At 36.8% G+C, this 24,341-nt stretch carries 20 protein-coding genes and 12 pseudogenes; 17 read left to right on the top strand and 15 right to left on the bottom strand.

Annotated elements, in window-relative coordinates; all coding sequences use genetic code 11:
• Window positions 1–24 precede the first annotated feature (24 nt).
• A pseudogene (locus LNN34_RS22075) lies at window positions 25–827 on the top strand (peptidoglycan-binding protein).
• A 43-nt stretch (window positions 828–870) separates the two neighbouring features.
• Here the strand turns inward: LNN34_RS22075 and LNN34_RS06715 are convergent.
• Both LNN34_RS06715 and LNN34_RS06710 read right to left on the bottom strand, forming a co-directional pair.
• The gene (locus LNN34_RS06715) at window positions 871–1,161 is read right to left on the bottom strand and encodes a contact-dependent growth inhibition system immunity protein (protein ID WP_029316956.1); all 291 of its coding nucleotides are present in this window, start codon (window positions 1,159–1,161) and stop codon (window positions 871–873) included.
• Between the two features lie 16 nt (window positions 1,162–1,177).
• Entirely contained in the window at window positions 1,178–3,040 is a 1,863-nt protein-coding gene (locus tag LNN34_RS06710) for a ribonuclease YeeF family protein (protein ID WP_229043020.1), read from the bottom strand.
• Window positions 3,041–3,172: 132 nt separating this feature from the next.
• On the opposite strand from LNN34_RS06710, the pseudogene LNN34_RS22070 reads away from it, so the two are divergent.
• Window positions 3,173–3,275, top strand: a pseudogene (locus LNN34_RS22070) (peptidoglycan-binding domain-containing protein); the annotation flags it as partial.
• Between the two features lie 30 nt (window positions 3,276–3,305).
• Here LNN34_RS22070 and LNN34_RS06705 read toward each other — a convergent pair.
• Together LNN34_RS06705 and LNN34_RS06700 are read right to left on the bottom strand one after the other, a co-directional pair.
• Complete coding sequence (locus LNN34_RS06705) at window positions 3,306–3,719, bottom strand: hypothetical protein (RefSeq protein WP_229043019.1); 414 nt, start codon at window positions 3,717–3,719, stop codon at window positions 3,306–3,308.
• A 69-nt stretch (window positions 3,720–3,788) separates the two neighbouring features.
• Complete coding sequence (locus LNN34_RS06700; RefSeq protein ID WP_229043018.1) at window positions 3,789–4,844, bottom strand: DUF4917 family protein; 1,056 nt, start codon at window positions 4,842–4,844, stop codon at window positions 3,789–3,791.
• Window positions 4,845–5,367: 523 nt separating this feature from the next.
• Here LNN34_RS06700 and LNN34_RS06695 point away from each other — a divergent pair.
• From LNN34_RS06695 to LNN34_RS06680, 4 genes and pseudogenes are all read left to right on the top strand, one after another.
• A pseudogene (locus LNN34_RS06695) lies at window positions 5,368–6,055 on the top strand (LysM peptidoglycan-binding domain-containing protein); the annotation flags it as partial.
• A 45-nt stretch (window positions 6,056–6,100) separates the two neighbouring features.
• A pseudogene (locus LNN34_RS06690) lies at window positions 6,101–6,352 on the top strand (hypothetical protein).
• Between the two features lie 449 nt (window positions 6,353–6,801).
• Window positions 6,802–8,091 (top strand): Na+/H+ antiporter NhaC family protein, encoded by a 1,290-nt coding sequence (locus tag LNN34_RS06685; RefSeq protein WP_059335711.1) that lies wholly within the window; start codon window positions 6,802–6,804, stop codon window positions 8,089–8,091.
• Window positions 8,092–8,265: 174 nt separating this feature from the next.
• Window positions 8,266–8,688 (top strand): annotated as a pseudogene (locus LNN34_RS06680) (UV damage repair protein UvrX); the annotation flags it as partial.
• Window positions 8,689–8,861: 173 nt separating this feature from the next.
• On the opposite strand, the gene bglS reads toward LNN34_RS06680, so the two are convergent.
• Window positions 8,862–9,593, bottom strand: coding sequence for a beta-glucanase (bglS, locus tag LNN34_RS06675; RefSeq protein WP_059291760.1), 732 nt, complete (start codon window positions 9,591–9,593; stop codon window positions 8,862–8,864).
• 115 nt (window positions 9,594–9,708) lie between these two features.
• Here bglS and LNN34_RS06670 point away from each other — a divergent pair.
• Window positions 9,709–9,879: pseudogene (locus LNN34_RS06670) on the top strand (hypothetical protein); the annotation flags it as partial.
• A gap of 49 nt (window positions 9,880–9,928) precedes the next feature.
• On the opposite strand, the gene phrK reads toward LNN34_RS06670, so the two are convergent.
• The 4 genes from phrK to LNN34_RS06650 all read right to left on the bottom strand — a co-directional run bounded on the left by phrK (window position 9,929) and on the right by LNN34_RS06650 (window position 12,615).
• Window positions 9,929–10,051 (bottom strand): phosphatase RapK inhibitor PhrK, encoded by a 123-nt coding sequence (gene phrK / locus LNN34_RS06665; protein ID WP_004399440.1) that lies wholly within the window; start codon window positions 10,049–10,051, stop codon window positions 9,929–9,931.
• Complete coding sequence (rapK, locus tag LNN34_RS06660) at window positions 10,048–11,163, bottom strand: response regulator aspartate phosphatase RapK (protein ID WP_044155774.1); 1,116 nt, start codon at window positions 11,161–11,163, stop codon at window positions 10,048–10,050. Before rapK ends, phrK begins: the two co-directional genes overlap by 4 nt.
• A gap of 152 nt (window positions 11,164–11,315) precedes the next feature.
• Complete coding sequence (locus LNN34_RS06655; RefSeq protein WP_229043069.1) at window positions 11,316–11,435, bottom strand: phage holin; 120 nt, start codon at window positions 11,433–11,435, stop codon at window positions 11,316–11,318.
• A gap of 898 nt (window positions 11,436–12,333) precedes the next feature.
• A complete protein-coding gene (locus LNN34_RS06650) occupies window positions 12,334–12,615 on the bottom strand; it encodes an LCI fold-containing protein (RefSeq protein WP_024121543.1) in 282 nt (93 codons plus the stop codon).
• A 385-nt stretch (window positions 12,616–13,000) separates the two neighbouring features.
• Here LNN34_RS06650 and LNN34_RS22065 point away from each other — a divergent pair, with 385 nt between their 5' ends.
• Window positions 13,001–13,207 carry a Y4bD/Y4pK family protein gene (locus tag LNN34_RS22065; protein ID WP_229043017.1) on the top strand — a complete coding sequence of 69 codons (207 nt, stop codon included), beginning with the start codon at window positions 13,001–13,003 and terminating at the stop codon, window positions 13,205–13,207.
• A 496-nt stretch (window positions 13,208–13,703) separates the two neighbouring features.
• Here LNN34_RS22065 and LNN34_RS06640 read toward each other — a convergent pair whose 3' ends face one another.
• Together LNN34_RS06640 and LNN34_RS06630 are read right to left on the bottom strand one after the other, a co-directional pair.
• Window positions 13,704–13,979 carry an LCI fold-containing protein gene (locus LNN34_RS06640; protein ID WP_024121546.1) on the bottom strand — a complete coding sequence of 92 codons (276 nt, stop codon included), beginning with the start codon at window positions 13,977–13,979 and terminating at the stop codon, window positions 13,704–13,706.
• A 562-nt stretch (window positions 13,980–14,541) separates the two neighbouring features.
• Window positions 14,542–14,916 (bottom strand): YoqO family protein, encoded by a 375-nt coding sequence (locus LNN34_RS06630; RefSeq protein ID WP_202657086.1) that lies wholly within the window; start codon window positions 14,914–14,916, stop codon window positions 14,542–14,544.
• A 112-nt stretch (window positions 14,917–15,028) separates the two neighbouring features.
• Here LNN34_RS06630 and LNN34_RS06625 point away from each other — a divergent pair.
• Window positions 15,029–15,136 (top strand): annotated as a pseudogene (locus tag LNN34_RS06625) (hypothetical protein); the annotation flags it as partial.
• A gap of 161 nt (window positions 15,137–15,297) precedes the next feature.
• On the opposite strand, the gene LNN34_RS06620 reads toward LNN34_RS06625, so the two are convergent.
• Window positions 15,298–15,450, bottom strand: coding sequence for a hypothetical protein (locus LNN34_RS06620; RefSeq protein WP_044155769.1), 153 nt, complete (start codon window positions 15,448–15,450; stop codon window positions 15,298–15,300).
• 130 nt (window positions 15,451–15,580) lie between these two features.
• On the opposite strand from LNN34_RS06620, the pseudogene LNN34_RS06615 reads away from it, so the two are divergent.
• Window positions 15,581–15,958, top strand: a pseudogene (locus LNN34_RS06615) (hypothetical protein).
• A 77-nt stretch (window positions 15,959–16,035) separates the two neighbouring features.
• Here the strand turns inward: LNN34_RS06615 and LNN34_RS06610 are convergent.
• Window positions 16,036–16,660: pseudogene (locus LNN34_RS06610) on the bottom strand (ATP-dependent DNA ligase); the annotation flags it as partial.
• A gap of 313 nt (window positions 16,661–16,973) precedes the next feature.
• Between LNN34_RS06610 and LNN34_RS06605 the strand changes: the two are divergent.
• The 3 genes and pseudogenes from LNN34_RS06605 to LNN34_RS06595 all read left to right on the top strand — a co-directional run bounded on the left by LNN34_RS06605 (window position 16,974) and on the right by LNN34_RS06595 (window position 19,418).
• Window positions 16,974–17,615 (top strand): glycoside hydrolase family 11 protein, encoded by a 642-nt coding sequence (locus LNN34_RS06605; protein WP_059293828.1) that lies wholly within the window; start codon window positions 16,974–16,976, stop codon window positions 17,613–17,615.
• 520 nt (window positions 17,616–18,135) lie between these two features.
• Window positions 18,136–18,567 (top strand): annotated as a pseudogene (locus LNN34_RS06600) (formylglycine-generating enzyme family protein).
• Window positions 18,568–18,896: 329 nt separating this feature from the next.
• Entirely contained in the window at window positions 18,897–19,418 is a 522-nt protein-coding gene (locus LNN34_RS06595) for a hypothetical protein (RefSeq protein WP_044155768.1), read from the top strand.
• A gap of 40 nt (window positions 19,419–19,458) precedes the next feature.
• On the opposite strand, the gene LNN34_RS06590 is transcribed toward LNN34_RS06595, so the two are convergent.
• Window positions 19,459–19,692, bottom strand: a complete 234-nt coding sequence (locus LNN34_RS06590; RefSeq protein WP_081638311.1) for a hypothetical protein — start codon at window positions 19,690–19,692, stop codon at window positions 19,459–19,461.
• Between the two features lie 72 nt (window positions 19,693–19,764).
• Between LNN34_RS06590 and LNN34_RS06585 the strand changes: the two are divergent.
• From LNN34_RS06585 to LNN34_RS06575, 3 genes and pseudogenes are all read left to right on the top strand, one after another.
• Window positions 19,765–19,980, top strand: a pseudogene (locus LNN34_RS06585) (hypothetical protein); the annotation flags it as partial.
• Window positions 19,981–20,568, top strand: a pseudogene (locus LNN34_RS06580) (CPBP family intramembrane glutamic endopeptidase); the annotation flags it as partial.
• A gap of 406 nt (window positions 20,569–20,974) precedes the next feature.
• Window positions 20,975–21,376 carry a UPF0715 family protein gene (locus LNN34_RS06575; protein ID WP_309240369.1) on the top strand — a complete coding sequence of 134 codons (402 nt, stop codon included), beginning with the start codon at window positions 20,975–20,977 and terminating at the stop codon, window positions 21,374–21,376.
• Between the two features lie 198 nt (window positions 21,377–21,574).
• Here the strand turns inward: LNN34_RS06575 and alr are convergent, their stop codons facing one another.
• On the bottom strand, window positions 21,575–22,756 hold the full coding sequence (gene alr / locus LNN34_RS06570; protein WP_193660566.1) for an alanine racemase: 1,182 nt from the start codon (window positions 22,754–22,756) through the stop codon (window positions 21,575–21,577).
• Between the two features lie 543 nt (window positions 22,757–23,299).
• On the opposite strand from alr, the gene LNN34_RS06565 reads away from it, so the two are divergent.
• On the top strand, window positions 23,300–24,211 hold the full coding sequence (locus LNN34_RS06565) for a VanW family protein (RefSeq protein WP_229043016.1): 912 nt from the start codon (window positions 23,300–23,302) through the stop codon (window positions 24,209–24,211).
• Window positions 24,212–24,341: the final 130 nt, after the last annotated feature.

The following is a 24,341-nucleotide window of genomic DNA, read 5'->3' as shown; positions in this document are numbered from 1 at the left end:
CAATCAACAAGTTTCCACTTTGCAGTGGATGACACAAAGGTTATTCAAGGGCTGCCGTTAAATCGTAACGCATGGCACACAGGAGACGGCACCAACGGCACCGGGAACCGTAAGTCGATTGGTGTCGAAATTTGTTATAGTAAATCGGGAGGCGCTAAATACTACGCGGCAGAAAAGCTGGCTATTAAATTTGTGGCGCAGCTGCTTAAAGAACGAGACTGGGGTGTTGATCGTGTCCGCAAACATCAAGACTGGAACGGCAAGTATTGTCCGCACCGTATTTTGTCAGAGGGAAGATGGGACGAGGTTAAATCTGCCATTGAAGCAGAATTGAAGGCGCTGGGAGGAAAGACCACTTCTAAACCGTCATCATCTGCGCCTAAAGCTTCTGGGGGCACTTACACAGTCAAAAAAGGCGATGCTCTTTCCGCAATTGCAAAAGAGCACGGGGTGAATGTGGCAACCCTGCAAAGCTTGAACGGTATCAAAAACCCGAACTTGATCAAGGTCGGCCAAGTATTAAAGCTCACAGGCTCAAGCACTTCGAGCCCTAAACCTATCAGCAAAAAACGTCATATGCGCTGCCCTCTGGTGTCATTAGAGTAACAAGCCCTATGCGAAAAGGGGATGACATAAGGCGGATTCAAAATGCTCTGGCGTCTCTTTATTTCTACCCGGACAAAGGGGCGAAGAATAACGGCATTGACGGCGTGTATGGTCCAAAAACAGCAAATGCAGTCAAACGGTTCCAGTCAGTAAATGGTCTGACTGCTGATGGCATTTATGGACCTAAGACTAAGGCGAAAATTGAAGCGAAATTGAAGTAATATAAAAAGGCCCTCTTAAAATGGGGGCCTTTCAGTGTTTCTTTTAAATAGCTTCTTTTAGTTTTTCTATTACACTTTTCAACCATTCTATAGGTGGTAATCCAATTGTCGGGAAATATATTTCTGCATTACACTTTATAATGTCTTCCTTTTCTTCTTTAGTTAGATCGCTATTTAGAAACTCTTCGCAAAACTTAACTGTAAATAGCAAACCTTCTTTACTAATTTCCTCAATAAATTCGTCTAATGCGTGTTCAGGGGATCGGATATCTTGATGAAATGTTGCACCTAAAAAATTTTCTAATTCGTCTAAGAAATCATAACTTTCATCCATGATACTTCCTCTCTTTCTATTTGGTTGGATATCCTGTAAGAATAAAGTTACCGTTGTTATCTTTTTTGAGTATAATTTTTGCGTTTGTAACGTTTTCTACTAGTTCTGAATTTCTTGATACACTTCTGCCGATTATTTCTCCATCGCCTTTGTATTTTAACATTAATTTAGGTTTTTTAGGATCATCAATCCAATTTTCGATTTTCTTTATATTTTTTGGATCGTTTAAGACTGAATTAGCAATTCTCTCAGCGGTAGCCCTATCTTTAAAAGTAGATGAAGCTGTAATATGTGGGTTAGGATCAGTTCTCAGTCTTTCTATTAATTCTTCGTCGGTCTTCCCAACGTGTCTTTCAATAAGGTGCCCTCCTTTTGCTTCATGAGCAGCTAACCCTCCACCAGGTGCGAGAGGGGTACTATCACCTTGTTTGACATTACCTATACCTATGTTGTTAGAAGTTTCAGATTTTCTGAGAACACTCTCTTTTTTATCTTCCACAATACTTTTTAGCAGCGGAGTATTTTTCACGTTAATGGTATTCTCAGCATCTTGAAGGATTCCTTCTAATGCAGGAGTATACCGATTTACAGGAGATTTGACAAACTGTTTTACAGACTTTCCGCCTTTCTTAATTGTGCCACTAGCTGCTTTCCCAACTTTAGCAAGATCTTTCGATCCTGTTGAGACAGAGGACTTTCCACCTTTCAACAACAGAAGACTTCCGCCCAAATAAGTAACATAGTGCAGCCGTGTGTATGCATCCCCGTGAATCATTTTTGTATCCCAATTATCCTTCAATGTGTCAACTATACTTTGAAAAGCAGCTTGATAGTCGTATTCCAGAACTGTATCCAGCACTTTTTGAGGATCCTTGTTTAAGTTGTCAATTGTCCAACCGATATTCCATCCGAATTGAATGGCTCCTTCACCGGTATCCTTGGCAAGATCGTATACACCAACAATCGCACCTTTGGCGCCATCACCTATGATTTGCAACACTTCTTTTCCGTTATCCATGAAAGCTTTACGCTGTTCAAGAAATGAAACAAATTCAAGCTGTTCAGGGGTAAGATTCTCATAGCCGACCTTCTTGGCAATTTTTAAGTATTCATCCGGATCCGTCACTCCATCAGCTAGCTTCTTCTTCAATTCTTTGATTTCTCGTTCTTTAGCTTCATCTTTCTTGATCTTTAAATAAGCTTCAGTCTGTTTCTCGATATCGCCTTTTCTCTTATGTATATCACTTTCTCGATAAGCCTTGGCATTATAATGGATTGGTGTAGCATTCTTGCCTTTGCCTGTGGATTCCTCAAGCTTTTGGAAGTCCTTCTTGATGAATTGCTCGTTTGGCTCTGACTGGGCATATTCAGTAACAAGTGCTTGGTCCACGCTGTCTAGTTTATTGACTGTTTTTTTGCGTTTATCCTCCGCATCAGCGAGTTCGTCTTTAAAGTCTTCAGTCGAGAACAAATCAAGTGTGAGGATGTCATCGATATCATGTAAGATATCTTTCATCGCTTTCTTTTGTTCAGAGATTATGGATTTTGATTTTGTGTAGGCGTTAGCCAGCTCGTGTTCTAAGAAGGATTCTTCTATATATGCATCAGATAAGCTAGCGTCCTCTAAAGTGCCTGAAATGCTTGTCAAGAAAGCAATTTTCATATCAAGTAAGTCAATCCAATTGTCAGCTACACCAGCGTGGTCTTGATAAAATGCTTTAATGTTGTCAGCACCTTTGCCGGAAAACTCACTGTCATCTAAATCAGCTACAGCTTTAAAAGCCTTTTTTAGATTGGCCATCTGCCTTCTTAATTCTATGTATTCCTTTGCGCGTCTATCTGCTTCTGATAGCAGTGATTTGGCTTCAAATACTTTCATGATCATATCCTTTCGTTTGAATAGCTCCAACAAGATTTTACCATGGGAAAATGAAGAAATAGACAGGGATGTGATTCAAAAGTGAGAAATGATTAATTTGATCTGTGTCATTTTACCTATTTGAATTAATTGAAGACCGTTTACGCGGTCAAGCGCTTCCAGTCAATGTATGGACTTACCCAAGACGGTATATGGTCCAAAAACGAAAGTAAGGTTGGAAGCTTTATTACTATAAAAAAAGAGCCCTTCATTGAGGAGGGCTTTATTAAAAAGGGAGGTCTTCTTCAGAAATATCACTTTTATCCCAGTTCTTTTTTTCTTTTACTTTTACAGCATATTTTCGATTAGTTCCTATTTTTTTCTCAAACCAATTCATAAATGTGGTTGTTTTATTTGTTTCAGAATCTATGTAGTTATAATCAGTTATTTTAGAGAAGTCTTCACCATTATCTTTTGCGATTTTTTTGAATAAATGTTCTTTAAAACCGTATTTTTCATAGATATTAATTATCTCAGTTAGATCCTCTAGTTTCCTATTGTACGGATAACCAACTATATAAATTATATATTCCCCATCGTCATAATTTCTTTTTTTATAAGAATCAATTAATATCCAACCATCTTTTATATATCTATTAACATCTTTATTTATCTCTTTAATTTCATAAAATTCTTTCAAAAAAATCACTCCTTTTCAAATTTTAAAACATACCTTTTAATAAAAATAATTGGTAATGTTCGTATAGAATTAGACAAGGTCAGGGAATTCATCAAGTATTGTTCCAAAGCCTTGCGTATTAGCTCTTTTGTGAGCTATTGATTTAACTGAATCAAAGAATTCATGAGAATCAAAGTAGAGTATTTCTTTATCGCCTATATCATTAAAATTCTTTTTTGTATTTTCTATAATAAATTCCTTAGATTCTGCGGGAGTTTCATAAACTCCAAAAGCTATGTATTTTACATTAGAACTTTTTATAGCGTCAATAAGGTGTTGGTCGTATTTAGGTTGTAGACTCTGTCCAAATAAAGTTATTCCTTTACAAGTTTTCAAAAGCTTGTCATAACAAAAATTTAAGTATCTGTTTCTTTTAATTTGTGCAAGCTTATTTTCATAAGTGCCCTCAGATACATATAAAGGAAAGTTTCCTTTATCATATTCATTAGTGATAGTGTCTAAAATCTTGTATTTATCCGGTCTAATTTTTATTATGTCACCGTTACTTTCGAAAAAGTGCAATCCTCCATGGAGATAATAAAGTTTGAACTGATGTTCTGCAAAATAATCCGGTTGAAAAGTCAAATTTTCCGGTCTTCTTCCGAGAAAGAAATCACCAGTATTGTTCTCCCCCTTGGACCTTTTCACCTCTAATAAAGCCCAATAGGACAGTAAGTCGTAATTTGTTGTGAAGATATTGCTTTTAAATATATTAAAACTCCAAGCTAATTTCTTGATATTCAGGCTGTATCGTTCAGGATGAATTCCTTTAACTGCATAAATCAAGTGTTGTTTTATTGTCTCATAGCTTTTCCATAAATCTTTATTTTCTATTTTATAAGTTTCGTTAATTTTAATTGCTGTTAATAAAGAATTTAAAACAAATTCAAAATTAGTGGTATTAAAAGATTTGAACAATTCTTGCTCTATATCGTCCAACTTATGCTCATGATTCAGATAATCAAGGAGCCCACCGTATTTAAAATTGTCATTAAATTCAATTGAGAACCCATTCCCTGTTAGAAGGTTCTCTAATAAATCAGGGTATTCATTAGATAATGTTTCAAACTTATATAGTTCAGCCAAATTAAATGCCTCATTCCTTACTTAATTATACTTTTGATAATCGTATTTTTAATATCCCAGAAGCATGGCGGGTTATCTGTTTCCAAAGTGTGCCATTTTTAGCGGCGTTAACATCATCTAAAATTCTAGCTGACTTGTAAAGTGCTGATCTTACTTTATTTATATTCAGTGTCATCATTCCCTTTATATGTATATCTTTAGATTACAATAAAAATCTAAAAATGAATAGATGTGGGCACCCACAAAGACACCCACAAAACACCCACAAAAATAATATACTTGATGATTTCTTATTCGAAGAGAAATAACAAAACCTTTTTAATTCAACGTTTATCATGCACTATGACATTGAAATATTGCCTAGACTATATTCCGCACACAAGTTCATCCTTGGGAGCGCGAACAGTACATGTCTCAGTATTAATCTCTCAATCCCTTGGCACTATTGGTGTCAGGGGATTTTTAAATTTTGGTCATAAGTTAAGAGATCGATATTTTTGGTCCTTGACCAAAATATGACCAATCAACAAGTTTCCACTTTGCAGTTTGATGACACAAAGGTTATTCAAGGGCTGCCGTTAAATCGTAACGCATGGCACACAGGAGACGGCACAAACGGCACCGGAAACCGTAAGTCTATAGGCGTTGAAATCTGTTACAGCAAGTCAGGAGGCCCTAGATACAAGGCGGCAGAAAAACTAGCAATCAAATTTGTGGCGCAGCTGCTCATAGAGCGCGGCTAGGGTATTGATCGTGTGCGCAAGCATCAAGACTGGAACGGCAAATATTGTCCGCACCGTATTTTGTCAGAGGGAAAATGGGACGAGGTTAAGGCTGCCATTGATGCAGAATTGAAAACGCTAGGCGGGAAAACAATTTCTAAACCGTCATCATCGATGTCAAAAGCTTCCGGGAGCACTTACACAGTCAAAAAAGGCGATACTCTTTCCGCAATTGCAAAAGAGCACGGGGTAAGTGTGGCAAACCTTCGGAAATGGAATAATATTAAGAATCCGAATGAAATCAAAGTCGGCCAAGTGCTAAAGCTGACGGGATCATCCGGCTCTTCTAAGCGGTCATCCAGCGGTAAGAAATACGTTTACCTTCCAGCTTCGACCGATTCATGGCGCATCTATTCGACAAACAAGGCACCGGTCAAAGGGAACAAATGCGGCTTATTGCGTCCTAAGATATTCGGCGGCCTGAAGTAAGGGGTTCTCGGTAATCACAAAGGGAATAATCCAACTCCTGCATCCATTAGTTTTAGTGAATTCTGTGAAAAACTAGAGAAAAATGGGGTAGTTGAACCTGAGAATAAAAAAAGCTCACTTGACATAAATAAGTCTTTAGATTATTGGAAATCTAGATGAAATGGTGGAGGTAGTCTTTCTGCAATGGATTTGAAGGTATTAGATATTATTAAAAAAGCTTACAACTTAGGCATGGTTAACAAAGATAACATGTTACTACGTAACGAAGCAATTAGTGCTTACAAGAACTCAATTTGAATATGAAAATAGCGCCCTTTTAATTATTGAATTTATTTTCTTGTAAATGCTCCTCATGTTCTCTGATGTTTGCTATTTCTTGTTTGAATAACAATTGCTATGACCGCAGATTGAGCTGGTGCATAAAGAGGAAGAAGGGTATGAACTCTTTCCTTTTTATATTGTTTTATTGATAATAGCTAAAACAGTTTTTATGCAGCATCGTTGCGTGTTGCCCCCTCAAACACTCCTCATCAAACAGTTGTATTGTATATGGAACTTCCCAAATAATCTGTTGATGAAAGTGTTTTTTCCTCTCCTTGAAAAATCCTTCTTTCAATTCTGTTATTAATTTAATAATTATTATACTATTTTCCCGCTTGACTTTTTTACTGTAGCCTTTTAAAGTATGGAATGTTGTTTAGACTATATTTTACGACTTGATACTGAAATTAAAGGTGGCTACTTAGATGAAACAAAATGGAAATCCTTGGGCGCTATTGCCGCTAGTCTTATTTGTAGGCCTTTTTGTCGGCTCTGGTGTATTGACTGGAGATTTCTATAAATTGCCGATATTGATTGCGGCAATTATAGCATCAGCTTTCGCGCTTTCATTTAACCAGAAGCAATCTCTCAATCAGAAAATAGAATGGTTTGCTTCCGGGGCGGGACATCCTGATATTATTATTATGGTTATCATTTTTATATTAGCGGGTGCTTTTGCTTCTGCAGCTGAGACGATGGGAGCGGTACACTCAACCGTCAACCTTGCTTTGAGCATTATTCCGAAGCAGTTTATACTGCCAGGGCTTTTTATCATTGCTTGTTTTATTTCTGTTTCGATGGGAACATCGATGGGGACGATTGCCGCAGTTGCTCCAATTAGCGCCGGTTTGAGCGGAGAACTTGGCTTGCCTACTGCAATCGCTATTGCAGCTGTTGTCGGCGGAGCTATGTTTGGAGATAATCTTTCTTTTATTTCGGACACCACCATCGCGGCAGTACGGTCACAAAAAACACAAATGATGGATAAATTTAAAACGAATTTTTTGATCGTTTTGCCTGCTGCTATCATAACTATCATTTTATTATTTTTTATCCCGACAGGACACGTAGGACATACCGGGGCTGAATCTTACAGCTGGTTTAAAGTACTTCCTTATGTTGCCGTGTTAGTCTTTGCGTTAATTGGTTTTAATGTGGTGGCTGTCATTTTTGGGGGATTGATCTTAACAGGAATTATAGGGTTTGCAAGCGGCAGCTTGACGCTTGAGTCTTATTTTAAAGCAATTACGGATGGAATTGCCGGAATGTCTGATCTTATCATCCTTTCAATGTTAATTGGCGGAATGGTCGGCGTCATGAAACAAAACGGAGGGATTGACTTTTTGGTGGGATTCATTTCCAAAAAGATCAATTCGAAAAAAGGTGCTGAAGCCGGTATTGCCGGATTGGTCAGTGTTACTAACCTAGCTACTGCCAATAATACGATTGCTATTATTGCAGCCGGACCGATAGCCAAAAATATCTCTGATGAATTTAAAATCGACAATAGAAAGTCGGCAAGTATCTTAGATATCTTTTCCTGCGTGGTACAAGGCTTAATTCCTTATGGCGCGCAGATGTTATCGGCCGGGAAGTTTGGGAATATTTCACCTGTCAGCATCTTGCATTACTCTTTCTATCCTGTTTTAATCGGGATCTGCGGCATCATAGCAATTATATTCGGACTGCCAAAATTCACAAGAAATGAGGAATGAATATAAAAAAAGGTACCAAACGGTACCTTTTTATTTTTTACCAAAATTTGTAAAAGAATATAGAAATGATAAAAAAGGAAGATAGAGAGTGTAATGAAACCAAGCTTTCACAAGGGTCTTAATGCCCTTGTTATTTTTTATGTCTTCTAATTTTTAGAGGTTTATTTATTTGGAGACGTGAAAGCTGTTCTCTTGGAGATTTGCAGGAAGGGCACGTACACATAACAAAGTTGGTCGAACAATAAGCTTGGGGATTGGTTACAGTAAGGATGAGCTTGGGGGGGATTTCATCGAGCAAAAACAATTGATCTTCCCACAAATATCACGATGGATATTTATAGATGCTGCTTGATGCTCTTTCATAAGTTTTACTCGGGTAAGAGAGAAGTATCTCGGTTACGTTATCAAATATTGAAGATGAAGTTAATCAACAGTTGAGTTTATTTGAAGTGGATAATGAAAAGAGAAGAAAGCCTGGATTCGTTATGGATGGAATTAGAAGCATACGGATTAAAAGCGATTCTGAGAGCAGTTTCTTATACACCTGGAGGAACTGCGCTTTACATAGTTGGGCTTACTGGTGGGCATAAGCCATAACAAAAAGCGACTAAAAATAAACTCGCTTTTTGTTATCATTTAGTTAAGAAACTAAACTCATATAAATTTAAACTTCTATTTGCTCTTCAGTTTCACTATAGGGAACGCCAACAATTTTCTCATTACAATCATAAGAGCCTGCTATATTGCAGCAGGCTCTTTCACATTTGGCATTATTTTTTTGTATAGCGCACCCAGTCATAATGAGCGTATAGCGGATTTACACCATTGTAAGAGCCAAGCCATTCATCGACACCCGTACCATTCCACAAGTTCATCATGATCTTTCCTGGTGTTGTCGGAATTTGGCTTGTCGCAGTATGTTTTAATTGCCCATCGACATACCATTTAATAGAGTTTGGCTGCCAATCGAACGCATACGTATGATTGGCATTGGCTGCATCAAATCCAAGATCCACAATCTTCTCATGGTTTCCTACACCATTTGTATAATAGTTAAATTGAACCTTTGTTGTGTCTTTTCCTAAAAATTCGATATCAATCTCATCCCAAGGAGTTCCATCCGTTGGGCCTGTGTAGGTGAAGAACGATGAAACGATCCCTGCGTTTTTAGCTGGTTTCATTCTGACTTCATAAAGTCCATAGCCATATGTTTGAACAGAGCGGTTTTCCCCGCAGTCAAACTTGTTATAAGATGGACTTGTTAGCGCCAAACGCATTTCACCTATTGACGTCACTGAGACGTTATTTGCACGCCAAGTGCAGTTGAACATATTTCCGTTCGAATAACCATTTGCTTTTTGCCATAATCCAGAGTTATAGCTGTTAAAAGGGTCAAAAAACGATCCGCCGGTTTGAGCCGAGGCAGTAGAAGTGACTGCAGACAAACTCATAAACAATCCAGTGACAAAAAGCAACAACACTCGTTTCATACGATTAGACATATTGGTATCCCCTTTCTTTGAAAACGTTTTCTATATCGATCATACATGATTCTTTTAAAAGGGAACATCAGTCAAAATAATGATAATAACAATCTTCTTACTAGAATCATGTAAGTCTAATATTGAAGATAACTCTAATCAGCAAATAAGACTATTTGGTAGAAGAAAGCTCGGGTTTGTAATGAATGGGAAAGAAACAAATACGAATCGAAAGCGATCCTGAGAGCAGTTTCTTATACACCTGCAGGAACATCGAGCTGGGCTAATTGGTGGACATAAATCATAAAATAAAAAGCCCACTCATCATGAGTAGGGCTAAATTAATTAGTCTTTCATTATCCTCCGACTGGCCTTTCAGCTACTTGGATGTTAGATGGTGAATCTGTACTCAATTGCGTTAAAGCTACCCCACTTAAAATTACAGCTAAAATAGATACGCAAAGCACAAGTTTTTTCATAAGATTCCCTCCACCTGGTTCATTTTCTGTTCAGCCCAAATTTTCGCATTGAAAAAGCTTGTTGCTTCTTCAAAAGCACCTATTGATTCAAACCTTTTTGCAGCTATGTAGGACAATTCATCTACACTTTCCAGTTCATTTTGTTGTTTTAAAAACTCAATATTACTAATACAGTTATTGAAATTATTTTTTAATTCCCCACAATAAAGGTTGTATAAGATGCTAATTTTGGCTTCGTATACTTTATTCTCCATTAATATGAGTCTTTCCTGTGCTTTATTGTAAAAATTAATGGCTTTCATTTTTTCGTTAATTTTAAAGAGTTCTTTAATCATCATGAATAAAGAATTTATATAATAAATCGAATGTAACCAAGCTTCATTTCCTATTGCTTTTTCAAGAGATTTAATGCATTTATCAGGTTTGTTCCAATCAGAATAAACGATACTAAGATTGTGAAATAATTGAGCTTTTAAAAATTCATCTTTTGTTTCTTTTGCAATATCAATTGCTTCTAAGTAATATTTTTCTGCTTCCTCAAATCGTTTCATATCAGCATAGTTTGCAGCTGCAATCATTGTTGAAGTAGCTAGTTTGCATTTATAATCAGGGTGTCGCTTATATATTGAAATTGCATTTTTTATATAGTGTTGTGCCACAATGCTTTGTTTAACAAGAGTGTATAAGTAAGAGACTTTAGAGTAAAATTCAGCTGCTTCAATTTCATCTGGAATTTCTGCAAGCTTTTTCTCAGCTAATCCATATAGGTTGATTGCTCGATCATAGTTTTTGTTGTATGCCTCATACATTGCTTCAAATAAATAAAAGTTGTATTCTAATTTATCATTTGTTTTTTTAATGAAGTTTTGATTGTCTTCAGTAAAATAGGTGTGCTTTTGCAAAGGTTCTCCTCGTGAGGAATGCAGCAACATTTTATGTCTTTCTTCTAAAAGACTATAATACGCAAGAACTTCTTGGTCTTCTTCCATTTCATCAAAAAGTTTTTTTATCTCTGAATAATATTTAATTGATTCATCAACCTTTTGTTTTTTTATAGCAATGTACCAGTCATTCAGTGTAGTAGCGACAACTTCAGAAGCGATCTTACTCATTCAAACCCCTCTTTCTGAAAATTTCAAAAATCTCTCGAAAACAATCATAACATAGTCATTGAAAAAATTGTAAAAGGATGTAAAGTTTTCGGCGATTTTTTCATTTGAAAAAACGAAAAAAATACCCTCCTCATTAATAGAAGGATAGGGGTTTATTGTAGAGCTTCGTAATCCATTGCTTGTTCACTGTCAGAAATGCCTTGAGTTGTGGGGGCAACCACAATTCCTATTGCAATTAAAAAAGTTAGAAGTGCATTAAATTTCTCTGTCAAATTGTCAACAAATACAATCAAGTCATATATCGAACGCCCAATAACATGCTTATCGTAAAAATTAAAAAAGAGTTTAAAAAGGCGATAAACATATGGATATTGACTAATTTGATTGATGAATAGGGATTAAACGATCTTAAAACGTAAGAGGGAGTAGAGGGAAGTGGCTGCTTTAAGTAAGTATTGAAGAAAAAGGGGGAATTATAAGAGAGAAAAACATTGGTACTATACGGTTTTACGATAGCGTTTACGATGTAAAATAAGGTGATTTTGAGTCGTATTTAGGAAAATGAAAATTTGGGTAGGGTGTGGAATGAAAGTACTATAGGTACGTTTGTTTTTGAGTATTTAGATGTAAATATGCCCCCATATATTTGGTAGTTAAATCTCCATATAATAGCTCTTATACCGGCATTTTAGTTATATATAATGGATATGATCTAATGTTTTATGAGTGCTTATATAAATGTGAAAATCAAGAATGTTTTTTAAAAAAACAAAATGAATTCTGGCTTGAGTAGAGTTTTCGTAACAGGAAAGATGCAAAACGAACACTTATTTTATACTTTTATAAGAAATAGTTGTTCTGATGAAGCACTGCATATATTCAATCTTGTCTTTAATAATGAAGATGGAGAGTCCATCGTTTTCATATATGGAGGCTTGTATTTTAAAGACGAACCTTATACAGCAATCACATCAATGGTATGATCAATTACTTATATTGCAGCTAAGGGTGAATCAATCGAGACCATTGAGGATCTCAGCGAGTATCAGAAAAGATGGAATTAGGGAAAGTTGATATTGCATTTGATTTCATACTTATGAGACCACATAGTGGAAATTTTTTTCTTTTAAATAAGAATGATAGAAGGGAGCAAAGCTCCCTCTCTAATGGCTAAAGTTTACGACCTTCATAATATGCTGTCCAAGTTCCATCGCTGTTTTTATTGATTCTTTTCAGGAACCAAGTGATTCCTTCCGCATCGGTATGCGTATTAATAAAGATGCCGGAGTCGTTTGTTTCTTCTTTTGTATAAAGTTTAGCTTTGAAATCACTTGAAGCAACACTATTATTTTCAGAATGTGTACCATCTGGACTAGCAGCAAAAGCAGGGACAGCTGATACCAGCAAAGAAAGGGATAAAGCAGAACCAGCTAAAACTTTTTTCATTCTCATTTTAAACACTCCTTTTGTTTTTTAATACACTTGTATTATTACATGGAATACAAAAATATCCAAGGGATTTTTTGTTAACGTTTGGTGAACTTCGTTTAAATATATAAATCCGCCTAGATGCCTGCTACTCTAAATGCGGCTGCAGCAAGGGCGTTAAGGAGGAAATAGCGTGAAAATAGGAGGATCTCATCAACAGAAAGTAAACCATGTGCATTATGCTTTAGAAAACCGGCACATACAAAATCTATGAACAATCCAACATAGCTATAAAATTCCTCTGTGCGATACAGAAGATAGAAAGTGATTTCACAAAGTAGATATGAAAAACACGGCTTCATTCGCTTTAAAAACAATCAAAAGAGAGATAAATATAGGAGGATGCGCAATGAACACAGAATTCAGAGTATGGGACAGCGAGCAGATGCATTATCGGGATGATAAAGGAAGGAGCCTAACCATCGATGGTGATTGGGTATTGCGGCGTCAGTGTAATGGTGTTTTGGTTTGTTTCACCGACAGCTCCATAGCGGCACTTATGACGGAAACTGATCAAAGAGAAATATGCAATCATGAAAATAATGTATGCGAGTGAAATTGTGAAGCAGAAGGAAACGGAGCTATGGAATCCATACAGGGGCAGGAACATTCATCGGAGAAATAAGATTGCTGGAAGGCTATGGTACATCGTTAACGAGAAAAAGAAAGAAGCACGTCTGTTATTTTCGAAGACGGCAACAAACAAAATGATCGGCGATATTATCAAAATCCTGAGTTGTTGAAGGGCGCGGGTTCGAAGATATTATTTGTCCTAGCTGCGGCGAAAGTGAATTAGAACAATGGGCATATGGATATTTACAAATGTTCTGAATGCGGAATGATGCTCCCGAGAGGTGTATTGAAGAGGAAGTAAAGCATTTTAAAACCAGACATATTATTAAACAAGTGCTAATGCCTTAGAAATAAACTCTGAGAGGTTAAAGGTAATGGCAATTAAGTTTCAAGATGAATCACTGCTTTTTACAATTGAAATCCCAGAAGGTCTGGACGATGAAGTTAAAAAAGGGAGCCAGAAGCCCCCAATTACGATCTTATATTCGTACACCTTCGTAGTGGCCAATCCAATATCCTTCCGAGACTTTTGTAATACTTTTTAAATACCAGCGGATTCCGTCTTGTTCAAATGTGTTGGCAAAAATACCTGTAGTGCTAGGCAGATCCCATGTGATAGCTTGAGCTTTAAAATCATCACTTGCAACATTTGCTACTACCTGATCCGGGCTTGTACTTGCAGCGAACGCTGGAGATGCTGAAACAAGTAAACCTACAGATAATGCAACACCTGTTAATGCTTTTTTGTAACTCATGTAAAATCCCCCATTTCCATAATTTTCTTCTTGCAATCACATTATATGGTTTTGTGGATTAGGGAAATAGTGATATTAATACCATACATATGGAAATTGTGTGTCGGTTAATGTCATTTAAATACGGATATTAAGATGTTTTTATTACTATTGAAATCTGTAAGGGGGGGGGTTAATGATGATTACAGTATGAATAATAAGAAGCTATAGCGATTTTGATTTTCACTTTGAATCACGTGGTCAACAGATAGAGGAAGTACTGTTCCTTAAAGACAATCCTTATTTCAGCTGAGAATAGAATACATATAAACCAATAAAGAATAAAAATAAAATAAGTGGATGGTACACGAGTGATAAAGACGAATCTGCATAGCAACTACGTAGTGAATATTACGCTGCTAAAGGATATTCAGTCCAGAGCATGGATCGTCAGGAAAATGGCCAACTAATTATTATTGTGCAGCGAGAAACAGAGGAAATGGAACCTGAGAAAGATATTGCATTTGATTTCATACATAAGAGACCAATAGAAAGGGGCACTTAGCATAAAAAAGGAAAAGAGTTAAAACTCTTTTCCATGAGGTGTTTTCCTTAACCGATTCGCAATAAGCTTCATTAAGTTTACTGCAATAGATACCAAAACAATGATCAAAGCGATCTCAAGTAAGATGATAAGTCCAATATTTAAGTTGAGCCTATTAAAGTAATCACCGATAAAGGAAAGGAGTTGATAAATACCTAGCATTAGAGCTATAAAGATTGCTCCTAAGACAATTAGAGATTTTTTAGAGAAATCCTTAGCATGTTCAAAATTATAAATGATTAAGAATACAAATAGAAAGGCCATAGCAATCTCATGAGTCAACGAATCACTTGCTGAAAACCCTTGCACAATTAAGGAAACAATTAATCCAATTATTCCGATTATTTTATTCAAGACATCACCTGCTTTGTATGATCCTAGGTGTCAGCTTACCAATTAAAGGGGAATTTCTCAAGACGATGTACTTTAAAGTTAACTAAAATCATGATCCGAAGGAGTGAAAATACTGAACGCTTATGTAGTTGATGACAGCAAGTATAAATGTATTTATGTAAAAACTGAATAGGCAGCTGCTTTAAATAATGAATTTGAAAACGAAACAAGAGTAAGGGTTTGATTCGAAGGCAATCACATAAAAACATTTGAGAAAGAACTGTTAAATACTATACGACAAGCTGAACAAGTCTAAATAAAAGATAGTTTTTTAACTAAACATATAAGCATGGATCGTTATCGGAAAAACACACGTATCGATAAAAATCATAGAAGGATGATTTAGTTTCTATGGCGGCGTCTTTCTTCGAAGTGATCATGATACTCAGTCTGTTTTGATTTGGACTTGAATACAAACCAAATTACAGCAGCTATTGTATAATCCATGACTTTATCAAAAGTCCAAATCGCAAAAAAATCCTGAAGAAATCTCATTACATTTCACCTCCGAGACAAAATGTAAAAGAAATATGGGAAACTAAAAAGGAATTTAAAAAATTACATTAGAATCAAAATAAAATATTTATTTTATCGAAAGAGGGTAAGGGAAGGACAAATTAAACGCATGAATGATATTAATGACCTGATAAAGCTTATCGCAAGCATTGAGCGTCGAACTTTCTATGGCAAAGAAAACATCTCAGGACAATCCAATCAAAAAGCGTATGTCAAATTCAGAACACAGCTATTCTTTGTTGATAATTACACGGGGAAAGACGTTTATCCGTATGAATTACGCCACGATCCAAACGGCTTTTCACACGGAGGTAACGTGTGGCAGATGATCAATAGTATTAGAGAATTCATCATAACAGGGAACTGTGGCGTGCTGAGGGATTCTAAAGAAATATGGGCGTACAGCTATGAGGAATGAATGAAAATTCGCAATAAGGGAAAGGAGATTGGATTTGTAGAAAGTATCGTTTACCCTTATTGCGGCTGAATAGATGAAAATTAAATAAACTAATTAAACCATGTACTAAATTTTCATTAAGCTTTATAGGGTTTGGCACTAAGAAGTTATGTAACGGAGAGTTTATACTCTTCAGGATTCGAAGGATGTATGCGGAGTTTACCGTGTTTAGTCTTAAATCTGTGCTTAACCTTACATAAGATAGGTTCAAAATACATAATCATCAGATTCAGTTTTTACTTGTTTCATAGAGTGGAACTTACAGCGTTCTGCATGTGGCATGAATTCCATAAATCCAGCTGAAGTTCCATCGGGATAGGATGGAAGGAATTTTATATCCTTCTTGGTGTAGCAGGTTATGAGAACTTCAGTGTAATCATAATTGATCACTTTCAGCCAATTGTGTGAACGTTTTTGATTTCATAAGGGGAGTCAGCTTTCTTGAGCACGATTCCCTCTAATTTTTTTATTTGGCCAAGGTAAAGTAAGTTAGTTAGTCCGTTACCTTGAATTCCTTCGATAATAAAGACATTAGGATGATTCAGTTCAAGTGAATTCAAAACTGTCTTACGCACAGTGAGCGGCTTAGAGGCAATTGACTGACCGTCTTTGCAGATAACATTGAAGACACAGTAAACAATCTTATGAGCTGATTTTTTGGATATGAAAATGTTCCATTACAGCTTCAAAGTCAGGAGGACCACCCGGGGCAGCTACAATGACTTCACAATCTCTAGTGTATTTTTCCTTTATAGGAAATGGTTCGGATAGGAGTTAATTACAGATATTACTCCATCAGATTTAGTAACAAGATTTGTGATTCTGCGAAAAAAGGATCAGGCTATGGCGGAACAAGACCACTTATAATATAATTTTTAGGTATTTGTAATTAAATTACAAATGTTCTTAATATTTGCTCGTGAATTCGTGATATTATATTGAAGGGAACGATCAAAAGCTTTGGCGTTAGTAATGAACAATGTTTTAAATATATACGAGTGCTACCTCATGTCAAAGTCAGAAATAATATTATAGGAGGTAACATATGTTTAAATTTAAAAAGAATTTCTTAGTTGGATTAACGGCAGCTTTAATGAGTATCAGCATGTTTTCGGCAACCGCCTCTGCAGCTGGCACAGATTACTGGCAAAATTGGACTGATGGGGGCGGAACAGTAAACGCAGTCAATGGATCTGGCGGGAATTACAGTGTGAATTGGTCTAATACCGGAAATTTCGTTGTTGGTAAAGGCTGGACTATAGGCTCGCCATTTAGAACAATAAACTATAATGCCGGAGTTTGGGCGCCGAATGGCAATGGATATTTGACTTTATATGGTTGGACGAGAGCACCTCTCATTGAATATTATGTAGTGGATTCATGGGGTACTTATAGACCTACTGGAACGTATAAAGGTACGGTTTACAGTGATGGGGGTACATATGACGTGTACACAACTACACGTTATGATGCACCTTCCATTGATGGCGATAAAACTACTTTTACGCAGTACTGGAGTGTTCGCCAGTCGAAGAGACCAACTGGAAGCAACGCTACAATCACTTTCAGCAATCACGTTAACGCATGGAAGAGATATGGGATGAATCTGGGCAGTAATTGGTCTTACCAAGTCTTAGCGACAGAGGGATATAAAAGTAGTGGAAGTTCTAACGTAACAGTGTGGTAACAGATTATCTTTAATTAAGGGTAGCTAACGGGCTGCTGATCGTTCCTTGAGAAAGTTTATAATCGTTGTTATTGTGAGTTTACTAAGAGGCGACGGTCTTTTAGTTGGATTCTCATTATATGCCTCGGGAGTAATCGTTAAAGGTCCTTTCTACGAGGCGAACGGCCTTGGCATATTCTCCATCAGGTTTTATAACTTTCCCTATAAGTGTAATGGGATAGTATTAATTTTTTTGTTTAATAGCGATATTTTTTGTAGTCAGCGCTTGCTCACAAGAGACACCTTCACATAACCCCTTCTTCATCAAACATAAGCCTTAAGCAAATTAAAAATATCTCGGTAGTTGAACCAGATCCTCAAAACTTTATAATAATTAAAGGTGAGACTGTTAAGATCAAAAAGTCTAACTTTTATGGAAAAGGCGTAAAAATATCGAGTTTTTCGGCAAAAATGAGGTAACTCAGAAAGAGTGGACAGAAGTAACCCCTCACAATCCAAAAGCGACAAATTGCCGGTAGAAATGGTAAGTTGGTATGATGCTCTTGATTACTGTAATAAACGCAGTATCCAAGAGGGCTTAAAACCCTATTACAATATAATCAAGAATAAGAAAGACTTCAATAATCAAAGTGAGTACGGTAATTTAAAATGGACAGTCACGATCAATTCAGGATCTAAGGGAAACCGATTGCCGACAGAAATAGAGTGGGAATATGCTGTAAGTGGAGGACAGATGAGCAAGAGTTACACATACAGCGGCAGCAATGAGGTAAATGAAGTAGCATGGTATTGGACGAACTCTGGAGATAAATAAGTACCTATCAAGCAATTGGAACGGCCTGCAATAGAAAATAACCATGGTAAACCAAAAACTGTGGGTCAAAAAAACCCGAACGAGTTAGGACTTTACGCTATGTCTGGTAATGTAAGGGAATGGTGCTGGAATTGGTAGGGAGATTCAAAAAGTGGTTCATGGCGGGTTACTAACAGAGGCGTTTGGGTTGGCGGAGTCACCAGCATCCAGATAGATTTTTTAGGAAAGTTTGATCCAAATGGCATTGGCCCAGATCAAGGTTTTCGTGTAGTTCGAAGAAGTCTGGATGTGAATACTCAAACCATTTTTGTAAAATAGTTTATAAATCTTGAACAAAGGTTATCCCAACAATATAATTTTTGGAGACTCCTTCATTTTTATTTGTCTAAAACAATATTGTGGTTTAAATGGATGAATGTGGGGTAATTGCCAAATGTACACAATTTTACATTTGGAGGAGGATTACCTTGAACTCTACAATTTGTAAGGTAGGTATTGTTGGAACATTGGTCATTGGTGGGTTGCTTTCACCTTTTGCGGCTGGGGCGGAAGCTAAAGAAGAAGCCAGAAACAACCAAACAACTCCATTAAGTGTTAATCAACCAGTTAATGTACTTAAAACAGCCTCAGTGTTTAACAATCAAAACATTAAAATAGCTGCTGATGACTGGGAATCAGCAGGAACCGAGTATGGAAGCACAAAGTTTGAAAAATATTCTTTAGCTGCAGTTGTTCAGACACTAGGATTTGCATTAAACCTTCCTTCAGGTGGATGGTCATCGTATTTAGCAGGATTGGCAAATATGATTATTCTAGGTGAATATCCTGTTGTTTATTTTAAAGATCGTAAAGAGTTTAAAATGGCCGGGGCGACACTAATGACACGCCACAATGTTACAATTTATGAAGACAAAGATCGCAAGAAAAAAATTGGGTCAGATAGCTTTATCATTACAGATAAAGGTGGCCCAAAAGCTGCTGATAAATAAGTTTAAACAAAAAAATCCTCCCGGAAAGGGAGGATTAATATTACATATTAACTAAAGTGTAAGTCAATGAAACGATGAATAAAAAATACGAAATATAAGAAATTGCTTTTGAAGAACTTGTTTTATGTCTTTGGAATGTATAGATAAGTGCAAAACCCAGGAAGAAAACTGTTACAAACCAAGAAGTGTATTGTGGAAAGATGGCGACTAGCAATACCATGATTGTTGAAAAAATAAATGAAGAGTAATGAGTAACTTTATGGTCATTATTCAAAGAAATCACCTCTACAAATTTTTACCCAATTTAGTGTGTATTAAAACATTATATAAAAAGGAGATTAGAAAAATGCCAAACATTATTTCTAAGAACAAGATGAAGCAATTAAATACTTTAGAAATAAATTAAATTTATCAGATAAAGATTTATACAAACCGTTGATTAATTTCGAATTGCTTAAATACAAAAATGAACAATATGCCAATGTTCTTTATAAGCTGTAAAAAGATTGATCCTAATTTGTTTATTAGGACTTTAAAAGAAGGATATGCCGTTAATCAACCATCCGGATCTGGATTCACAATCGCCCATTTATTGGGCTGGGTCAAAATTACACAATTTCATTTCTCTATTCATTTAGTTACAGTATTGCTCTTAAATATGATTATCGCTTTCTTTTATGAAGCTTTTCCAGAGGAATTAACTTTTCGTGGGGCGGTGTACTATGCTCTAAACAGGCGATTTAACTGTTTCATGGCCTTGCTCCTGCAGCCGATTCTGTTTGTGCTTGCACCCATAGCTGTAAGTGGTTTGCAATATATAGCTGGAATTGAGTCACCTGCTATCACATTAGATTACATCGTTTTATTGTTGTCTTTTGGATTCATCCTTCAACTCCTGCGTATTGTAACAGGAAGCTTATGGACATCAATCGCTTTTCATCTAGTCTTTCTCGAAAATTCTCGGTTCTTCGTCCTGCAGGGAGAGGAACGCTTTATTACCTATGAAGAAATTGTTCCGGGAACAGGTGCGTTGTTTGTGATCTTTTTTATGTTGCTTATTGTCGGTACTTTGCTTTTAATACCTGTTGCAATAACTCGCCGAAATGCTATTCAATGGTTCAAGAATAAGAAAGACACCCAAGATGTTTGATATCTGAATAAAACAGCAGTTTTAATGAGACATAATGGCCCAATAAAGGGAATAATGTGGAAGGATTGCCATAAAATCTTAAACTTTAAATTTGATAATTCTTTCTTTTAAGTACATGCAGCGTTTACTGCTAATGTGGCTTTTCCAACTGATTAAGATATTCAGATGGATATGCTCATGATGAGTAAAGCGATACTCAAGACAGCTGGCTACACAAATTTCTTCATCCGGGATACATACTTTATAGATAGAGATCACAATCAGTTTATGTTCTTGTCACTTTGAAGAAACAAAGTAAATCTATTTGTAAAGTTCGGACGTGACGGAGCTTTAGTCTAGATTTAATTCAGGAAGTAGGTATGTCAATTTTAACAATAATTGAGATCATCATAGTGATGCTTACATAATGAAAGGGGATTTAAACATGCAAGTTTTAAGGATCATATTTGTTCATGTCTTGTCTGCGTTATCAGCTGCTGTTGTTTATGTTTTTGGCATTGATTATGATGGCTATATTCCATACTTCTTCATAAGTGTTATTCTGTTTATCTTTTATGTAATCTTTGCTGCACCTGTTCAATATTTCGTAAATCGCAATCCAAAGAGGTTTAACCCGAAATATTTACTCATATACATATTCTTTTCCTTCTTAGTATGGTTATTCTTCGCTGTAATTACTGATCCAAAGAACACTTTAGACTTTCTAATGGAATACGAAGTTTACTTATTTAGTATATCATTTGCTGTAATCTTTTGGATTTGGGACTCTGTTTTTCTGCAAAACGAGAAAAAGGCAGCGACTAAGTAGCTTAAGTATTCACAATACTTCTTCTTAATTAATCGAGAAATAATACCTAAAATTCCTATTTGATATTGTGATCCTCTTTCTAAAATTGCAGCGATAGGGGGGATAAGTGTGTAAAACTGAATCCCTCTTATGATAGGATCTTAAATCAGCATAAAAGAGGGATTGGCCTCACATTTGCAAAAAAATGAAAGAAAAAATCTACACGTACATTACTGGAGTTGATATCTTAAAAATCTCGCCATCTCTTATATAAAAACGGGGGATGCGGCGGCTTAATGTAGACACCACTTCATAGTTAATCGTATTAAGCATTTCAGCAACTTCATCAACGGGAATCTCAGCTCCCTTTTGGTGACCGTAAATCACGACTTCCTCTCCTTGTTTGCCTTCACTCTCTCCTAAACTAACCATGATCATATCCATTGTCACTCTTCCCGCCACCGGCACTCGTTTTCCGCGATGAAGAACAAACCCGCGATTGGAAAGTGCGCGAGAATAACCGTCAGCATATCCGATCGGGAGTGTAGCAATGACTTCACCGGGATTTGCGATGTATGTAGCACCATAACTAATGGTGCGGGGCTCTGTCAGCATGGTTTTCACATAAGCGATACGCGCCTTTAAACTTAGTGCAGGTTCAAGCTTAACGAGATGTAGTTGTTTTATATATGCTGAAGGATATAATCCATATAAGCCTATACCTAAACGAATCATATCAGCGCTAAATTCCGGAAAAGCGATAGCCGCAGCCGTGTTGCTCATATGCACGGTGGGCAGCTCAATGTCTTGGTTTTTTAAAAAACGGAGAAAACGGAGAAATTGATCGTGCTGCAGTCTGGTTAGAGTGGTGTCTTCTTCATCGGCTGTTGAAAAATGTGTAAAGATACCTTCCCATCTTAGGAGTTTACTTGCTGTTAATGCATTCACTACTGCTAAAAGTTCTTCTTTTGTACGTACACCTAGTCGGCCCATACCAGTATCCACATTAATATGAATACCCAATCGGTTAGTACTCGCTTCACTTTCCAATATATTGTTAGCCTTTTTGATCCATTCAACCTGAAATGCTGATAACTCTATATTCCAAGCTGCTGATTTTTTCACACAACTAAGGGATGTAAAACCAAGCACAAGGATAGGCGCTGTAATTCCCGCTTTTCGTAAAACGATTCCTTCCTCCACGCTGGCAACAGCGAGCTCATTAGCCCCGTGTTCCAGTGCATGGCGCGCTACTTCTACAGACCCATGACCATAACCGTTCGCTTTTACGACAGCCATAATTTTGGTCTTTTTTGGTATATGATGGCGTATTGCTCGCAAATTTTTTTTTATGGCATCAAGATTTACTTCAATCCAAACTTCTCGGCAGAGCTTTGTCATCGACGCTTCCTTCCTTCTTATAGAATAGTGTAAAGCGCATTTAGCCGTTAATAAATCCTGTAACATTGATGGTTGGATGCTTTCAATCTGATTTTATTCAACCTTAACTGAAATCATTCAACAGCAAACTCTTGATCTAACGAGAAGATGCTAACCGATGGCCGAAGTCGACAGCACTTTTATTTTTTTATATTAGCTGATTAGTTCAATATTGATTTTCTTCACTTAGGTGAAGATTGATACGATGACCGAGGATCAGATAGTACATCTAAACAAAAATAGCTGCCTATGGCAGTAACTTCATTTACTATTTAATTCAACGATTGCTTGACAACATTGGTATTGGTTAAGACATGATTTCTTAACACTAGGTGATATGAATGCTGAAGTAGACATGGACTAATCACATAAGTCAAAGCTCTCTTAGCGAGGGCTCACGTTGGGTTCAAACAAAGACCAGACGCTTAAGAACGATATGATAAGACGAGATACATCAAAGGATAAGCTCCTGTTCATACTAATTGTCGGGAGGTATGCCGACTTATGATACATATTTGGATCACTGGCCTTTTATTATTGGCTCAGCCCAGCGAGCCATCTGACAGTTTAGCGATCACACAACAAGGACGGACGATTGCTACTGTTCACCGCGAAGATTTTACGATGCCTCTTCCCGGTACCCCAATGATTGATCATGAAAAATACAGTAAGTTTATCAAACAGCTTGATCAACAAATTTACCAGGAGCCCATAAACGCCAAGCTTAACGATCAAGGAATCATCACCCCGGGGAAAATGGGTTACAGACTTTATCAACAGGCGTTTAAGGAGAAATTTTATGCCTATTTCTTTGGTCATGGCCCATCCAAAATAGAAGTGCCGGAATTGAACATTTATCCGAAAGTTGACAGCGAGTTGCTTGCTCACATCAGTACGCAGCAGTTAGGCCAGTATGTAACTTATTTTAATTCAAGTAATAAAAGCCGTTCACACAATATTTCTCTTTCTGCAAAAGCAATTGACAATCATGTTGTTTTTCCAAATGAGACGTTTTCATTTAATCAAGTAGTTGGGATGAGAACTCAGGACAAAGGATACATGCGGGCACCTATTATCGTAAAAGGTGAGTTGTCTGAAGGTGTAGGCGGGGGAATTTGTCAGGTGTCATCAACATTATTTAATGCTGTCGATCGTGCAGGGCTGCAAATCGTTCAGCGCTATTCTCACACAAGAAGCGTACCATATGTGCCGTCCGGACGTGATGCAACCGTAAGCTGGGGAGGCCCTGACTTTCGCTTTCATAATCAATATAACCAACCAGTCCTAATCCGGGCCAAACGATATGAGGGAAGTATGATTGTTACGCTTTATTCCTCTGATGTCATCAATATCAAACTGCGAAAAGTTCCCAAAGCGCCATCACAGCTACCAAAAGAAATAAATGCCGAGCGATAAATGACATAAGCTATTCATTCACCTTATGCAACCTGACGACTTCTTTTATGGGAGGGTGAATTAGAGAGACATAAGGTTGAGTCCACATGACTGAGCTCTCTAAACGAAAGCTGATTTTGATTAAAGCATT

Origin of the sequence: Bacillus sp. AF23 (assembly GCF_020861455.1) — a bacterium.
GTDB lineage: Bacteria > Bacillota > Bacilli > Bacillales > Bacillaceae > Bacillus > Bacillus halotolerans.
Note: the sequence above shows the minus strand (reverse complement) of the source record. Positions and strands in the feature narration are given on the sequence as shown.

Excerpts from the sequence above, each read along its gene's own strand:
- LNN34_RS06650 (WP_024121543.1), bottom strand. The coding sequence starts at position 12,615 with ATGAGAATGAAAAAAGTTTTAGCTGGTTCTGCTTTATCCCTTTCTTTG.
- LNN34_RS06710 (WP_229043020.1), bottom strand. The coding sequence starts at position 3,040 with ATGAAAGTATTTGAAGCCAAATCACTGCTATCAGAAGCAGATAGACGC.
- bglS (WP_059291760.1), bottom strand. The coding sequence starts at position 9,593 with ATGTCTAATCGTATGAAACGAGTGTTGTTGCTTTTTGTCACTGGATTG.
- alr (WP_193660566.1), bottom strand. The coding sequence starts at position 22,756 with ATGACAAAGCTCTGCCGAGAAGTTTGGATTGAAGTAAATCTTGATGCC.
- phrK (WP_004399440.1), bottom strand. The coding sequence starts at position 10,051 with ATGAAAAAACTTGTGCTTTGCGTATCTATTTTAGCTGTAATTTTAAGT.
- LNN34_RS06575 (WP_309240369.1), top strand. The coding sequence starts at position 20,975 with ATGAAAGGGGATTTAAACATGCAAGTTTTAAGGATCATATTTGTTCAT.
- LNN34_RS06685 (WP_059335711.1), top strand. The coding sequence starts at position 6,802 with ATGAAACAAAATGGAAATCCTTGGGCGCTATTGCCGCTAGTCTTATTT.
- LNN34_RS06565 (WP_229043016.1), top strand. The coding sequence starts at position 23,300 with ATGATACATATTTGGATCACTGGCCTTTTATTATTGGCTCAGCCCAGC.
- LNN34_RS06640 (WP_024121546.1), bottom strand. The coding sequence starts at position 13,979 with ATGAGTTACAAAAAAGCATTAACAGGTGTTGCATTATCTGTAGGTTTA.
- LNN34_RS06605 (WP_059293828.1), top strand. The coding sequence starts at position 16,974 with ATGTTTAAATTTAAAAAGAATTTCTTAGTTGGATTAACGGCAGCTTTA.
- LNN34_RS22065 (WP_229043017.1), top strand. The coding sequence starts at position 13,001 with ATGAACACAGAATTCAGAGTATGGGACAGCGAGCAGATGCATTATCGG.
- LNN34_RS06715 (WP_029316956.1), bottom strand. The coding sequence starts at position 1,161 with ATGGATGAAAGTTATGATTTCTTAGACGAATTAGAAAATTTTTTAGGT.
- rapK (WP_044155774.1), bottom strand. The coding sequence starts at position 11,163 with ATGAGTAAGATCGCTTCTGAAGTTGTCGCTACTACACTGAATGACTGG.
- LNN34_RS06620 (WP_044155769.1), bottom strand. The coding sequence starts at position 15,450 with ATGAGATTTCTTCAGGATTTTTTTGCGATTTGGACTTTTGATAAAGTC.